The sequence below is a fragment of the Serratia sp. N21D137 genome, assembly GCF_047530005.1.
Classification (GTDB): domain Bacteria; phylum Pseudomonadota; class Gammaproteobacteria; order Enterobacterales; family Enterobacteriaceae; genus Chania; species Chania fonticola_B.
On record NZ_JBLJAJ010000027.1, the window covers coordinates 1 to 14,891 of the forward strand.

Consider the following 14,891-nt stretch of genomic DNA (forward strand, 5'->3'; position numbering starts at 1 on the left):
CGAACACATACTCAACACACGAGGGAGAAAATCTCTGGGCTATCGCTCCCCCAATGAGGTATTTTTAACACACTTACAGGCGGCATAAGCCCCCTGGGTTTTGTTGCGTTTCGAGTGGGAATGGGGCCCCGGCTCCGATGGCGTGCTGGCGGTGATTGAGTTAGAGCCGAATGCGGATGTTGATGCTTTGCCAGATGGGATATTTGCCCAGGTGGCGGTGTATTCCGACCACTTTACCCATGTTTCCGTAATGCGTAAGGTGCTGCTGCGCATGACAAGCTGGATGCACTATCTCTATCTTGATCATTGATCGTAACAACGCGGCCGGATGAATGGATAGCGATAGTCCAATTTATGACGCTGATCTGGCGCATCATCTCGTAGAAAGACGATGGGCTTTGGGGAAGTCATTGTATCGACAAAGGCGTAAACTGATTTCCGGTAGACAAACGTGTATTTTTTGCCCCTGGGAGGCCTGATGCTTGATTCCTTTTACTGGATTAATGAACCTGAACAATGGCAGTGCGATCACGGTAAGTTAAGCGTTGTCACAAATGACAAAACCGACTTCTGGCAAAAAACCTGGTACGGGTTTGAGCGTTTTTCAGGGCACATCTTCGCCACCGACGTCAGTGAAGATTTCACTTTTCAGGTAAAGGTCTGCGCGGACTTCACCACGCTGTATGACCAGGCCGGGATCATGTTCATGACCGATGACCAGCACTGGCTTAAAGCCGGTATTGAGTTTAACGACGGTGCCCCCGCAATAGGCAGTGTGCTGACGCTGGAGAACTCAGACTGGGCAACCGGCACCTTTGCGGGGGATCCACGTGAGTTCTGGCTTCGCTTGACCCGCAAAGGCAACAGCCTGCGATTACAGTACTCAATGGAGGGTCATCACTGGCCGCTGCTACGCTTATGTTACTTTCCGCAAGGCGCAGCGAAAATCGGTGTGATGTGCTGCACGCCTGAACGTCGTGGGTTATCGGTGGATTTCCTGAATATCACGCTGACTCCACCGGTGGATAAAGCCTTGCATGACCTAAGCTAATCGTTCGAGTCTATGCGATTCAGTATGCTGGATCGCCTTCACTGCCCGCGCGACAACATTAACGATGATGTATCAAGGATCACACTTTTCAGTGCCAGCTTATTCCCATACATATAATGTGTGTTACTATTCCCGCCGTAAAACCCTTTCAACTCATACCGAGGCTTTGATGCTGGAGAATGTAATCATCCGATAATCAGCTGCCCGACCTTTCCAGGCCGGACTGATTATCAATGCGCCGAAATCGAATGCGGACACCGCTGGGTGTTTGCACGTTTTGCACATGATGATTAACAGGTTTTTCAGCATGAATTTATCCCGTCAGGAACAACGTACCTTACACGTTCTCGCCAAAGGTGGACGTATTGCGCACGTCCGAGATGCCTCCGGCCGCGTCACTTCCGTTGAATGTTACAGCCGCGAAGGGCTGTTGCTCAGCGACTGCACGCTAGCCGTATTCAAAAAACTCAAAACCAAAAAGCTGATCAAGTCCGTCAATGGTCAGCCATATCGCATCAATACCAGCGGGCTGAACAATGTTCGCGCCCAGTTGGACAACCGCTAAGGAGAGTGTCATGGATATCCCACGTATTTTCACTATCAGCGAAAGTGCTCACCGCATCCATAATCCGTTCACACCCGAGAAGTACGCGACTCTCGGCGCGGTGTTACGTATGGAACCAGGTACGCGAGTGCTCGACCTCGGCAGCGGTTCGGGGGAGATGCTCTGCCCCTGGGCACGCGATTACAACATCACCGGTACGGGTATCGACATGAGCCCGTTATTCAGTGCACAAGCCAGGCTGCGAGCAGAGGAGCTCGGTGTAGCCGAACGCGTTGAGTTTATCCATAACGACGCTGCCGGTTACGTAGCCGATCAAAAATGTGAAGTAGCGGCCTGCGTCGGTGCTACCTGGATAGCCGGAGGTGTCGCCGGGACTATCGAACTGCTGAGTAAAAGCCTCAAGCCTGGCGGGATCATCCTTATCGGTGAACCTTATTGGCGTCTGTTGCCACCGACGGAAGAGATCGCCAAAGAGTGTGGCGCTACTGCCCTTGCCGACTTTCTCCCCCTGGCAGAGCTTGTCACCTCTTTTGACACGCTCGGTTACGACGTCGTAGAAATGGTGTTGGCAGATCAGGAAGGTTGGGACAGGTACGTAGCGGCCATGTGGCTGACGATGCGCCGATGGTTGGAGGCAAACCCCGATGATGAGCTCGCAGAGGAAGTTCGGACGCAGTTGACGAGCGCGCCTAAACGCCACGTGGCGTACACGCGTGAATACCTTGGCTGGGGAGTTTTTGCGTTGATGGCTCGATGATCAAAAGCTGCGAGTGAGCCAATAGCCAGAAACAATAAGGGCGCAGTATCTACACACTGCGCCCTTTAGCATCATTTAAACCTGAACCTAGCTGCGCACCAAATCGTCGCCGTAGCCAATCCACTTATAGGTGGTCAGCGCATCCAGCCCCATCGGGCCGCGGGCGTGCAGTTTCTGGGTACTGACCGCAACTTCTGCGCCCAAACCAAACTGGCCGCCGTCGGTAAAGCGGGTGCTGGCGTTGACGTATACCGCAGAAGAATCCACCGCACGGACAAAATACTCGGCGTTGCTCAGCGAGCGCGTCAAAATGGCATCGGAATGGCTGGTGCCGTGGGTGCGAATATGATCGATGGCCTGATCGATATCATCCACCAGCGTCACGTTCAAATCCAACGATAGCCATTCGTCATCGTAATCTTCTGTGGCCACTGCAACCACCTTCGCTGGCCCTTCCTGCAACAACGACATGGCGTTATCGCTGGCGTGCAACGTTACCCCAACGGCGGCCATACGCGCGCTCAACGCAGGCAGGAAACTGTTAGCGATAGTCCGATTAACCAGCAGGGTTTCGACCGAGTTACAGGCGCTTGGCCGCTGTATCTTGGCGTTTTCGATGACCGTCAGCGCCTTGTCGTAGTCTACGCTGTCGTCTACATAGATATGGCACACGCCGATACCGCCGGTGATCACCGGAATGGTCGATTGCTCGCGGCACAGCTTATGCAGCCCGGCACCGCCGCGTGGGATCAGCATGTCTACATAGCGATCCATTCGCAGCAGTTCATTCACCAGTTCACGATCCGGGCTTTCGATCGCCTGCACCGCCGCCGCTGGCAGGCCGCACTGTTCCAGCGCCTGCTGGATCACTTTCACCGTCGCCTGATTGGTGTGGTGAGTTTCTTTACCGCCGCGCAAGATCACCGCATTACCGGTTTTCAAGCACAGGCTGGCGACGTCAATGGTGACGTTGGGGCGCGCTTCATAGATCACGCCAATCACCCCGAGCGGCACACGACGGCGCTCCAGCTTCAGGCCGCTGTCCAGCAGATTGCCGTCCAGCACATGGCCAACCGGATCGCTCAGGCGGCAGACCTGGCGCACATCGTTGGCGATCGCCGCCAGACGCGCTGGAGTCAACAACAGACGATCCAACAGGGCTTCAGTCATCCCGGTGGCACGCGCCTGCGCCATATCCTGCTCATTCGCCTGTAGAATTTCCTCGCTGCGGGCTTCCAACATGTCGGCCATCACCGCCAACACCTGGTTCTTTTTCGCCGTGCTCAGTACCGCCAACTGCCAGGAAGCCTGTTTGGCGGCTTTCCCCATCTGCTCGAGCATGTTCACTCCTTAACTTACGATCATATCGTCGCGATGCACGGCCACCGGGCCATATTCATAGCCCAGGATCTCGCTGATTTGCTGCGAGTGGTGCCCGGCAATCATGCGCATGGCATCGCTGTTATAACGGCTGACGCCATGAGCCAGATCGCGCCCCGCCAGATTGCGGATGCGGATCACCTCACCACGTGAGAAATCACCTTTAACATCGCGGATACCCTTCGGCAGCAGTGAACTGCCACGGGCCATCATGGCTTCTACCGCCCCATCGTCAACGGTGATCTCGCCCGCAGGCGGCGCACCGAAGATCCAGCGTTTGCGGTTCTCCAATGGGGTTTCCAGCGCATGGAAGCGTGTGCCCACCGGGTTGCCTTCAATCACATCTGCCACTACGCCCGGCTTGCTGCCAGCAGCGATAATCACATCAATGCCAGCACGGCAGGCCACATCGGCGGCCTGTAGCTTGGTACCCATGCCGCCGGTACCCAAACCGGAAACGCTGTCGCCCGCAATGGCTCTCAGCGCATCGTCAACGCCATGCACTTCACGGATCAACTCGGCTTGCGGGTTATTACGCGGGTCAGCGGTATATAAGCCCTGCTGATCGGTCAGCAGCAGCAGTTTATCCGCCCCGGCCAAAATGGCAGCCAGTGCAGACAGGTTATCGTTGTCGCCGACTTTGATTTCTGCGGTGGCAACCGCGTCGTTCTCATTAATCACCGGGACAATGCGGTTGTCCAGCAGCGCGGTCATGGTGTCACGCGCGTTGAGGAAGCGCTCGCGGTCTTCCAGATCGGCACGTGTCAGCAGCATCTGCCCGATATGAATGCCATAGATCGAGAAAAGTTGTTCCCACAGCTGGATCAGCCGGCTTTGCCCCACCGCCGCCAGCAACTGCTTGGAAGCGATGGTAGCGGGCAATTCGGGGTAGCCCAGGTGTTCACGCCCGGCAGCAATCGCCCCGGAAGTAACAATAACAATGCGGTGGCCCGCTGCATGTTGCTGGGCGCATTGGCGCACCAGTTCGACAATATGGGCACGGTTCAGACGCAGCGAACCGCCGGTCAACACGCTGGTACCCAATTTCACAACCAATGTCTGGCTGCCGTTCATAATAGTTCTGCCGTTGGAGTTAAAAGGAATGCAAAGGACGTTGTAACAGGAGAGACGCGTTATGCCAACAGGCACAACGCGATTTCGGCGTAAATTTGCGGGGGAATTGATTTAGGCGGAGAGTTTTATCGGCTGTTCAATGAAATCATCGGCGGGTTCAAGCTTCAGCTCCATGGTGGCAAGCAGTTCACCCAGGCGACGATGGAACACGCGCAGCGTGGTTTCCAGCTTCTCTTTCACTTCAGCGTCTTTAATCTTTTCCTCGTTCCAACGCCCTTCCTTGTCAAACAGACCAAAGTGGTAGCTATAGGTGAAACGGGAATTATCGGCCTGCAGTTCGATCCACCAGCCCCAGAACTCGCGTTTTTCCGGTACTGGCTTGACGTTGACGCAGACCGCCAGGCAGTCAAAGAAAAAGCGGTCGTTCTCACATTGCCCTTCGCGCAGGTACGGCCCCAGGCTGGCAAAGCGTTTCATTAGTCGGCTTTTAGGGTGGCCACTCGGTAGCGTCATTTTTCAACCTCCACAATGTAGTCCACCCTTTTTAACAAACTGTTAAAAATTAGCAACTAGTTAGCGCATTTTATCTCTTAGCCAATCACAAATTTGCAGTAAGGATTGATGGAAACTCTGATAAACCGGCGTACGCGGGATGGCGATCAGTTTGCCGCTCAGCGAAGAAGACGCGATCAGCTGCGACTCTTCTTTGGGGCTAAGCGGATCCTCATCCCAATAGGCGGCCAGCATCGGCGTTGGGCAGCGGCGGCCCAACAGCCCCTGGGTTTTCAGGGAATAACGGTTCAACTCGGTTTTCAGCACGCTGTCAGAAGCGTTGGCCATACCCATGCGGCTAGCCAGCACGTCCATATACATATCCGGCACGTGGTCCTGGCATTTCAACTCACAGAGCAGGCTATGCACCACCGGCCCAACGCAGGCCACACCGCGCAAACGCTGCGACTCCAGATAGGCCAGGCGTACCGCCACGTTGGCACCAAAGCGGAAGCCGAAGGCGCTGACACGCGTATGGTCAACCCAAGGCACGGAAGGCAGTTGAGCCAACACCTGCTGATGCAGGAAGCTGGAGTCTTGCGTCAGCTTCCACTTATAGGATGAACCGATGGACGGCATATCGATAGTCAGCATCGCAATGCCGTGCGGCGCCAGATAATCACGGAACAGGCGGTGGTAATCGGTCTGCAAGGTATCCAGGCTACCGCACATCAGTACCGTTGGATACGGCGCCTGGCCGTTATCTGGCATATGCAGGAAGCCGGTGATGGAACTGCCGCCCTCAATGGCGAACTCCAGCTCTTTTAGCTGGTACGGCAGCAGCAATGCGGCTTCTTCATAGGCGCGATTGGAGAGCACCTCTGCCTGTTCGGCCAGCTCATCCCCTTTCAGATGCGGATAACCGGCAATGCTGTAGAGATTGGCGGCATTGAGCCAATACTGCCCGCCGACCAGCGGATCTTGTTGCTCTAATGCCCGCTGCTGCCACAGCATCCCCTGGCGCACCCATTCGTAGATCCAGTTGCCGTTTCGGTAACCGACCACGGTATCCAGCAGGTGATCGTCGCTATGCTCTGCGTTAGAGGCCGCAATGCGCGCCAACACTTCGCTGATCTCCAACGGATCGGTGCCGCGCCAGGTCCACAGCAGATGGTTGAGCATGCGATACCAGTTGCCGTCGGTGTCCCCCTCCAAGGCGGAGTGCATATCAGCACCTACCGCATGATGGGCACGGGTGACTAACGTCGAGGTTTCGACATGTTTAAATGAAGGTTTGAACAGTACTTCGGAAAGGTTGGCCTGTGCCATGGTAACAACAGCCTCCTGAGACTTACATCAAGGCTTGAATAGCCGGGATATCTAGGTGCTAGTGTACCTAACTCTGGAGGTAGAAGGCGGGGAATTTACCGAATTTGACGAAACCGCTGGATAAACAACAACGCCCGGTATTGCCGGGCGTTTGAAGCAGAAGCTGATTAACGGCCGCCGATTGGTGGCACGAAGGTCACCGCCATATCCCAAGGCTGCTCGATCCAGGTGTCCTGCGGGATATCAACCACGTAATCGTCAACCAGCGGGCGGCCAGCAGGCTTGGCGAAGATGGTCACGAAATGGGCTTTCGGGTACATGTCGCGGATCGCTTTGGCGGTGCCGCCGGTATCCACTAAATCGTCAACTACGATAAAGCCTTCACCATCGCCCTCGGCGCGCTTGAGCACCTTCATTTCGCGTTGGTTGTCATGGTCATAGCTGGAGATGCAGACGGTATCCACATAACGGATGCTCAACTCACGTGCCAGCAGTGAAGCAGGCACCAGGCCGCCACGGCTTACGGCAATGATGCCTTTCCATTGATCGGCAGGCAGCAGGCGGTGAGCCAGTTTGCGCGCTTGCATTTGCAACATATCCCAGGTAACAACGTATTTTTCGCTCATAGAATGGTGTCCCAGCCAGCAATGATGTGGCTTACTCAGTAGTTCAGGGGGAAAAAAGGTTGCGCGAGATTATAGAGACTGCGCGCCACGAATACCAGTTGAACCGAGGCGTTGATGCGTTTTTCCTGTGAATATCTTTGTGTCGAGCCGCCTGGCTTATCTGCGCAACCGCCCATAAAACGGGGAGTCCAAGCCGATAAACAGCGTTATACGGGGCGCGCACAGCCGCGAATAAAATGATATTCTCAGGCTCACGTGCCTGAAGCACAGATAGCTACTCACCCTAACCGCACAGCATTCACTCCTTGCTGAAAATGCTGTCACAGGAGACTTATAGTGTCTGAATTGTCTCAACTTTCGCCACAGCCGCTGTGGGATATTTTTGCCAAGATTTGCTCAATCCCACACCCTTCTTACCATGAAGAAGCGCTAGCGCAGCACATCCTCGACTGGGCCAAAGAAAAGAACCTGCATGCCGAGCGCGACCAGGTCGGCAATATTCTGCTGCGCAAGCCTGCCACCAAAGGCATGGAAAACCGCAAGCCGGTAGCGCTGCAAGCGCATCTGGATATGGTGCCGCAGAAGAACAACGATACGGTTCACGATTTCACCAAAGACCCGATCCAGCCTTATATCGACGGCGAATGGATCAAGGCTCGTGGTACCACGCTGGGTGCCGATAACGGCATCGGTATGGCGTCTGCGCTGGCGGTGCTGGCCGATGACAGCGTAGAGCATGGCCCACTGGAAGTCCTGCTGACCATGACGGAAGAAGCCGGTATGGACGGTGCCTTTGGCCTGCAGCCAAACTGGTTACAAGCCGACATCCTGATCAACACCGACTCCGAAGAAGAAGGCGAAATCTACATGGGCTGCGCCGGGGGGATTGATTTCATCACCACCCTGCCGCTGCAACGTGAAGCACTGCCAGCCGGTTACCAAACGCTGAAGCTGACCCTGAAAGGGTTGAAAGGCGGCCACTCCGGTGCCGATATCCATCACGGTCTGGGCAACGCCAACAAGCTGCTGGCCCGTTTCCTGTTTGCCCATACGCCTGAGCTGAACCTGCGTCTGCTGGAGCTGAACGGCGGTACGCTGCGTAATGCCATCCCACGTGAAGCCTCTGCCGTAGTAGCCGTTCCGGCTGCCAAAGCGGATGCGCTGAAAGCCCTGAGCCAGCAATTCCTGGCTACGCTGCAAAACGAACTGTCTGCCAAAGAGAAGAATATTACCGTTCTGCTCGAGCCAGCCACCACCGCTTTGCAGGCACTCACCACAGACTGTCAGAGCCGCTTGGTGGCACTGCTCAACGGCACCCCTAACGGCGTGATCCGCATGAGCGACGAAGTGAAAGGCGTGGTAGAAACTTCGCTGAACGTTGGCGTGGTGACCACCAGCGAGCATGAAGCCGAAATCATTTGCCTGATCCGCTCCCTGATCGACAGCGGTAAAGACTATGTGGTGGATATGCTGACCGCCTTGGGCCAACTGGCCAACGCCAAAGTGGCCCCGAAAGGCGGCTATCCGGGCTGGCAGCCAGATGCCAAATCTCCGGTGATGCAACTGGTACGCGAAACCTACCAGAAGCTGTTCAACAAGACGCCAAACATCATGGTGATCCACGCCGGGCTGGAGTGTGGTTTGTTCAAGAAGCCTTACCCACAGATGGATATGGTGTCGATTGGGCCGACCATCACCGGGCCGCACTCGCCGGATGAGCAGGTGCATATCGCCAGCGTTGGCCAATACTGGACGCTGCTGACCGCCTTGCTGAAAGCGATTCCTGAGCGCGGATAAGATATTGGGCCCAGTTTAACGCTGGGCCCAATAACTCAGTTGAAAAAACTATCGGCCCTACCTGTCAGGATTGCGTTTCCTTGTTAGCCAGATTGCCGCTAATTTCATTCATCTGCGACTGTATCAGCGCTGCGCTAACCGGTGGCAGCAGGAAAGCAAACAGGATTATCAGCCAGGTCTTATACCTTGCTTGTTGCCCATGGCTTTCAATTATCGCCCGAAGAGTATCGTTTAGCGTGGAGAAAATTGCTGGCGTGACAATAGGCACAACAAAAGCCGACCACCCAGCCCCTCTAGGGGTTAGTAGTGTCGCAGATTGGCTATAGTTTCTGATTTCCGCATGTATTTTTACCAACCAATAAATATTGTAAAACGGCACAAAATACAGCAGGAAGGTAATTCCAGGTTCGCGGTATGTCGGCGCAAGAGGAGCAGCCTGCCGTACCGGTGGCGCCACATTAAATAACTGTGGTTTCATCGGCATCAACAACAATGTGCCAATAATCGCCGGTGTCGCTAATACTGCAAAAAAGTATGTTGGATTGCCAAGCAACAGATCCATATCAAAAACCCATCCTGCCAGAGGCGCAATGGATAAATTATTCAACAACTTCAATGTTGCCATCAACCCAAATGCCAAGACATAAGTTTCTGTACTGCCGACTGCACCAGCAATAAATGCAGGGATGATCAGTATGATAGCCCCTATCCCCAGCCCTATCAGCATCTCTCCGGCCATCAGCGCAACAACGTTTTCCACATTGAAACAGAATAATGCTATACCCAGTAAATAGAAGGCACTAAACAGGTACAGTAAATAGTAGCTTTTCATCCGGCTGGCTATCCAGGCCAGAATCACACCAAATAAAAAACCGGCCTGTTGGAATGAAAATGCGACGCCAATCGTTGAATAGGACAAACCTGAACTTTGCTTCATATAAAGCGCCGAATATATGCTCAAGATATATTGACTCGAAGCAATAAAAACAAAATAAAAAACCAGCCCCCAAAATCGATAGCTACTGTGTAAATCGGCCCACGTCCATTTTGTTGCGGACGCCTGGTGATTCTTTTCCATTGTTCCTGCTTCCCTGTAAGGATATAACCCAAAAAAATAAGCGTTGATTGTACCTAGGCTAGTGCTTTAAACATACTCGTTTTTTACCTCACCACGTCAGTACCAACTGCCGCTCCAACTGAGGATCGAGCAGCGTTACGTGTAGGCCAACCAGGCGCACACCTCGCCCTTCCCGCCGCTCCTGCCATGCCTGGCGGGCCACGTTAAGCAAATCCTCAATATTGAGCACCGGCCAAACGTGCTCCTGGGTGGTTTGCTGGAAATCCTGGAACTTCAGCTTCACTCCCTGGCGGGCGATATGCAGATCTGGTTTGACCTTGCGCAGCCGCATTTCCAGCTCGGGGTAGAGCTTTTCAACGATCAACGCCTCGCAATCTTCCCACTCATGAATATCGGCCACCAACGTTCGCTCAACCCCTACCGATTTGCGTAAACGATCGGGAGACACCTCACGCTCATCGATACCCTGGCAGCGTTCCCACAGCACCCGGCCAAACTTGCCGAAGCGCTTTAACAAATCGGCCAGATTATAGTTCTGCACATCGGCGCAGGTGATTAGCCCCACCTCTTCCAACCGTTTGGCGGTGACCTTGCCCACGCCGGGGATTTTACTTAGCGGCAGCTGCTGCAAGAAAGCGGGTACCTGCGCCGGTGTGATGACATATTGGCCGTTTGGCTTGTTCAACTCGGAGGCTATCTTGGCGAGGAATTTGATCGGGGCAATGCCTGCCGAGGCGGTCAGGTTCAATTCAGCAGCAATTTCCTGGCGGATCTGTTGGGCAATCAGGGTGGCGGAGCCGTTGCATTGGGTGCTGTTGGTCACGTCCAGATAGGCTTCATCCAGAGAGAGCGGTTCTATCAGCGGGGTATAGCGGGCAAAGATTTCACGGATATGCAGCGAGGCTTCTTTATAGGCCGCCATGCGGCCCGGTAATAGCGTCAAGTGCGGGCACAGCTTGAGCGCCGTGGCGGTGGGCATAGCGCTATGCACGCCATAACGGCGCGCCGGGTAGTTGGCGGTGCTGATCACACCACGCCGATCGGCGCTGGCACCGATAGCCAGCGGGATATCGCGCAGGCTGGGGTTGTCGCGCATTTCTACCGCTGCGAAGAAGCAGTCCATATCGACATGAATGATTTTACGCATCGCGCCTCCAATAACACTGTATAAGTATACAGTCAATTATTAAAAGCTCAATATGGAGAGTGTAGACTAGTGACGCCCCTCACCCTAACCCTCTCCCACAGGGAGAGGGGACTGAACGTGCCACAAATTAGTTCCGGCACCTGACCGCAACTCCGGACTAGCCACCCTCTCCCCAAACAAGTGTTCATGAGGTACTCGGTATGCACATTGGGAGAGGGGACCGAACGTGCCACAAATTAGCTCCCGCACCTGACCGCAACTCCGCACTAGCCCCCTCTCCCCAAACAAGTGTTCATGAGGTACTCGGTATGTACATTGGGAGAGGGGACTGAACGTGCCACAAATTAGCTCCCGCACCTGACCGCAACTCCGCACTAGCCCCCCTCCCCCCAAACAAGTGTTCATGAGGTACTCGGTATGTACATTGGGAGAGGGTTGGGGTGAGGGGCTGTGCAGCGCCCCTACATGGAAAACCAGTGTGGCTAGAGAATTCGGTGTTTTTCCAGCATCTCGCGGCGTTGCGCTTCCTTCGCCATACGCTTTTTGCGCGCATCGCAAGGCTCCGGGCAGTCGCAGACCTTCTCCACCCCCAGCGCGGTAATGCCGCCACAGCTGCCCTGCAAGGTTTTGCGCTTGAACACATAGCCCAACGACATTCCGCCAACTACCAGCAGAAACAGCACAAAGGATGCAGCGAACATCGTCAACATAACGTCTACCCTTTCTTCAGATAGGGTTTGAACGCGTCGGAATAGCGCTCCTCAAACCCCTTGGCGGTTTTCACGATCATAAACACCGGGATCCCCAGCAGGTTGGCCAGTGCCATACCCCGCTCCGGCCCCATCACGTTTAACCCGGTAGAAAGCCCGTCCGCCGTCATACACAGCGGGCTGATCACCGTGATCGACACTAAGTTGTGGCGGATCGGTTTACCGGTGAGCGGGTCGATAGTATGAGAATAGCGCACTCCGTCCTGCTCGAAGTAGTTTCGGTAATCCCCGGAGGTCGCCATCGCCATCTCACCCGGTTCGATCACCAGTTGCGCCTGCTGCTCCCCCCCGGCGGTTGGCCGTTCGATAGCAATGCGCCAAGGCTTCTTCTCGCCGTTATGGCCACGGGTACGGACTTCCCCGCCAATATCAACCATGTAGTTTTTGACGTGCTGCGATTGCAGGTACTGGGCAATCACATCAACGCCGTAGCCTTTGGCAATGGAAGAGAGGTCGACATACAGTTCAGGAATGCGCTTGACCAGCGCATTACCTTCCACCGCCAGCTTGTCGATCCCCGTCCAGTTGCGGCGCTGTTCCAACTCGGTGGCGCTCGGCACTTTATCCGACCGCCCTTCCGGGCCAAAACCCCACAGGTTCACCAGCGGCCCGACTGTCACGTCCAGCGCGCCGTCGGTCACACGGTTGATGCGCAGCGCTTCCAGCACCACTTCCGTGGTGGCAGCAGAAACCGGGAAAGGCTTGTCTACTTCCCGGCTGGCGTTAAAGCGGCTCAGCTCGGAATCAGGTTGATAGGTCGACATCTGATCGTTAACCTGCACCAGCCGTTTGTCGATCTCCGCTTGCAGCGTTGCCACCGGGGGCGTTCCGTCCCCAGGGAGATAACTGATCGAGTACGACGTCCCCATGGTTTTGCCACGCAGGTTTTCCTGCTGCGGTTTACAACCGGTCAGCAATACTGCGGTGGCCAGGGCAACCACCATCATCCAAGCCTTCATTCCATCGCCGCCTACAGCTCGCATTTAACCACCAAAGTCATCGAGCATGATGTTTTCATCTTCCACGCCCAAGTCCTTCAGCATCTTGATCACCGCCGCGTTCATCATCGGCGGCCCACACATATAGAATTCACAATCTTCCGGCGCTGGATGGTTACGCAGATAATTTTCCAGCAGGACATTATGAATAAAGCCGGTGTAGCCCGTCCAGTTATCCTCTGGCTGTGGATCGGAGAGCGCCACATGCCAGGTGAAGTTTTCATTCTCTTCTTGCAGGTGGTTGAAGTCGTCCTCATAGAACATCTCACGCAAGGAACGCGCACCGTACCAGAAGGTGATCTTGCGCTTCGACTTCAGGCGCTTCAACTGATCGAAGATGTGTGAACGCATCGGCGCCATACCGGCCCCGCCGCCGATAAAGACCATCTCGGCGTCGGTGTCTTTGGCAAAGAACTCGCCAAACGGCCCGGAGATGGTCACTTTATCCCCCGCCTTCAGCGACCAGATATAGGAAGACATAATGCCCGGCGGCACGTCCGGGTTGCTCGGCGGTGGCGTAGCGATACGCACGTTGAGCATGATGATGCCTTTCTCATCGGGATAGTTGGCCATTGAATAGGCGCGCACCGTCGGCTCTTTGACTACCGAACGGTAACGGAACAGATTGAATTTATCCCAGTCGCCACGGTATTCCTGCGGCACGTCGAAATCGGCATAGCTGACTTCATGCTCGGGCGCTTCGATCTGGATAAAGCCGCCAGCGCGGAAAGGTACATCTTCCCCATCCGGAATGCGCAGTTTCAGCTCTTTGATAAAGGTGGCTTTGTTATCGTTGGAGATCACCTCGCAGTCCCATTTCTTCACGCCGAAGATCTCTTCCGGCAGCTCGATTTTCAGGTTCTGCTTCACGTTAACCTGGCACGCCAGGCGGCAGCCCTCTTTGGCTTCACGCTTGCTGATATGGGAAAGTTCGGTTGGCAGAATATCGCCGCCGCCCTCTTTGATCACCACCCGGCACTGGCCGCAGGAGCCGCCGCCGCCACAGGCCGAGGAAACAAAAATCCCCTGGCTGGACAGCATGTTCAGCAGCTTGTACCCCGCTGGGGCGGTAAAACTCTTGTCTTGATCGCCGTTAACCTCAACGGCAATGTCACCGGTGTTCACCAACTTGGATTTGGCAAACAGGATCAGTAACGCCAGCACCATCACGATGCAGGTAAACATCACCACGCCTAAAATAATTTCCATAAATGCTTCCTGCCTTTACAACTGGACGCCGGAGAACGACATAAAGCCCAATGCCATCAATCCGGTGGTAATAAAGGTAATGCCCAGGCCACGCAACCCGGCTGGCACATCGGCATACTTCAGTTTTTCACGGATCCCCGCCATGGCAACAATCGCCAACATCCAGCCAGTGCCGGAGCCAAAGCCGTACACCACGGATTCCATAAAGTTGTAATCACGCTGGACCATGAACGACACGCCGCCGAAAATGGCACAGTTCACCGTGATCAACGGCAGGAAGATCCCCAAGGCGTTGTAGAGCGCCGGGAAGAAGCGATCGAGGATCATCTCCAGGATCTGCACCAGCGCCGCAATCACGCCGATAAAGGTAATGAAGTTGAGGAAGCTCAGATCGACGCCTTCCACCAGCGCCCCATCACGCAGGATCAGGTTATAAACCAGGTTGTTGACGGGTACCGAGATGCCAAGGACCAGCGTCACGGCAATCCCCAAGCCAAACGAGGTGGAGACCTTCTTCGACACCGCCAGGAAGGTACACATCCCCAGGAAGAACGCCAGCGCCATGTTCTCAACGAACACCGCACGCACAAACAGGCTGATATAGTGAGCCATCGGCGG

The 14,891-nt window shown here is 54.9% G+C and carries 15 protein-coding genes and 1 pseudogene; 5 read left to right on the forward strand and 11 right to left on the reverse strand.

All coding sequences use genetic code 11. The annotated features are described in order from the left end of the window. Positions 1-127: 127 nt before the first annotated feature. From ACMV5H_RS18965 to ACMV5H_RS18980, 4 genes and pseudogenes are all read left to right on the forward strand, one after another. Positions 128-310, forward strand: a pseudogene (locus ACMV5H_RS18965) (hypothetical protein); the annotation flags it as partial. A gap of 168 nt (positions 311-478) precedes the next feature. Beyond that, on the forward strand, positions 479-1,051 hold the full coding sequence (locus ACMV5H_RS18970; protein ID WP_094983028.1) for a DUF1349 domain-containing protein: 573 nt from the start codon (positions 479-481) through the stop codon (positions 1,049-1,051). A 307-nt stretch (positions 1,052-1,358) separates the two neighbouring features. Further along, a complete protein-coding gene (locus ACMV5H_RS18975; RefSeq protein ID WP_021805582.1) occupies positions 1,359-1,616 on the forward strand; it encodes a YjhX family toxin in 258 nt (85 codons plus the stop codon). 10 nt (positions 1,617-1,626) lie between these two features. Beyond that, positions 1,627-2,373, forward strand: coding sequence for an SAM-dependent methyltransferase (locus tag ACMV5H_RS18980; protein ID WP_414822289.1), 747 nt, complete (start codon positions 1,627-1,629; stop codon positions 2,371-2,373). Positions 2,374-2,460: 87 nt separating this feature from the next. On the opposite strand, the gene proA is transcribed toward ACMV5H_RS18980, so the two are convergent. The 5 genes from proA to gpt all read right to left on the reverse strand — a co-directional run bounded on the left by proA (position 2,461) and on the right by gpt (position 7,274). After that, a complete protein-coding gene (proA, locus tag ACMV5H_RS18985; RefSeq protein ID WP_179253320.1) occupies positions 2,461-3,714 on the reverse strand; it encodes a glutamate-5-semialdehyde dehydrogenase in 1,254 nt (417 codons plus the stop codon). Positions 3,715-3,723: 9 nt separating this feature from the next. Beyond that, positions 3,724-4,827 (reverse strand): glutamate 5-kinase, encoded by a 1,104-nt coding sequence (proB, locus tag ACMV5H_RS18990; RefSeq protein WP_021805585.1) that lies wholly within the window; start codon positions 4,825-4,827, stop codon positions 3,724-3,726. Positions 4,828-4,938: 111 nt separating this feature from the next. Continuing rightward, the gene (crl, locus tag ACMV5H_RS18995) at positions 4,939-5,340 is read right to left on the reverse strand and encodes a sigma factor-binding protein Crl (RefSeq protein WP_021805586.1); all 402 of its coding nucleotides are present in this window, start codon (positions 5,338-5,340) and stop codon (positions 4,939-4,941) included. A 60-nt stretch (positions 5,341-5,400) separates the two neighbouring features. Further along, the gene (frsA, locus tag ACMV5H_RS19000) at positions 5,401-6,648 is read right to left on the reverse strand and encodes an esterase FrsA (RefSeq protein WP_021805587.1); all 1,248 of its coding nucleotides are present in this window, start codon (positions 6,646-6,648) and stop codon (positions 5,401-5,403) included. A gap of 167 nt (positions 6,649-6,815) precedes the next feature. Continuing rightward, on the reverse strand, positions 6,816-7,274 hold the full coding sequence (gene gpt, locus ACMV5H_RS19005; protein WP_021805588.1) for a xanthine phosphoribosyltransferase: 459 nt from the start codon (positions 7,272-7,274) through the stop codon (positions 6,816-6,818). A gap of 336 nt (positions 7,275-7,610) precedes the next feature. On the opposite strand from gpt, the gene pepD reads away from it, so the two are divergent. Beyond that, positions 7,611-9,071, forward strand: coding sequence for a beta-Ala-His dipeptidase (pepD, locus tag ACMV5H_RS19010; protein ID WP_021805589.1), 1,461 nt, complete (start codon positions 7,611-7,613; stop codon positions 9,069-9,071). A gap of 64 nt (positions 9,072-9,135) precedes the next feature. On the opposite strand, the gene ACMV5H_RS19015 is transcribed toward pepD, so the two are convergent. The 6 genes from ACMV5H_RS19015 to nqrE form a co-directional block, all read right to left on the reverse strand. Further along, the gene (locus ACMV5H_RS19015) at positions 9,136-10,149 is read right to left on the reverse strand and encodes an MFS transporter (protein ID WP_115158568.1); all 1,014 of its coding nucleotides are present in this window, start codon (positions 10,147-10,149) and stop codon (positions 9,136-9,138) included. A gap of 88 nt (positions 10,150-10,237) precedes the next feature. Then, positions 10,238-11,296: a DNA polymerase IV gene (dinB, locus tag ACMV5H_RS19020; RefSeq protein ID WP_021805591.1), complete on the reverse strand. Its 1,059-nt coding sequence runs from the start codon at positions 11,294-11,296 to the stop codon at positions 10,238-10,240. A 482-nt stretch (positions 11,297-11,778) separates the two neighbouring features. After that, complete coding sequence (gene nqrM, locus ACMV5H_RS19025) at positions 11,779-12,006, reverse strand: (Na+)-NQR maturation NqrM (protein ID WP_021805592.1); 228 nt, start codon at positions 12,004-12,006, stop codon at positions 11,779-11,781. Positions 12,007-12,011: 5 nt separating this feature from the next. Further along, positions 12,012-13,025 carry an FAD:protein FMN transferase gene (locus ACMV5H_RS19030; RefSeq protein WP_371822112.1) on the reverse strand — a complete coding sequence of 338 codons (1,014 nt, stop codon included), beginning with the start codon at positions 13,023-13,025 and terminating at the stop codon, positions 12,012-12,014. A gap of 24 nt (positions 13,026-13,049) precedes the next feature. Next, positions 13,050-14,273 carry an NADH:ubiquinone reductase (Na(+)-transporting) subunit F gene (gene nqrF, locus ACMV5H_RS19035; RefSeq protein ID WP_414822290.1) on the reverse strand — a complete coding sequence of 408 codons (1,224 nt, stop codon included), beginning with the start codon at positions 14,271-14,273 and terminating at the stop codon, positions 13,050-13,052. A gap of 15 nt (positions 14,274-14,288) precedes the next feature. Continuing rightward, the gene (gene nqrE, locus ACMV5H_RS19040; RefSeq protein ID WP_021181925.1) at positions 14,289-14,885 is read right to left on the reverse strand and encodes an NADH:ubiquinone reductase (Na(+)-transporting) subunit E; all 597 of its coding nucleotides are present in this window, start codon (positions 14,883-14,885) and stop codon (positions 14,289-14,291) included. Positions 14,886-14,891 lie beyond the last annotated feature (6 nt).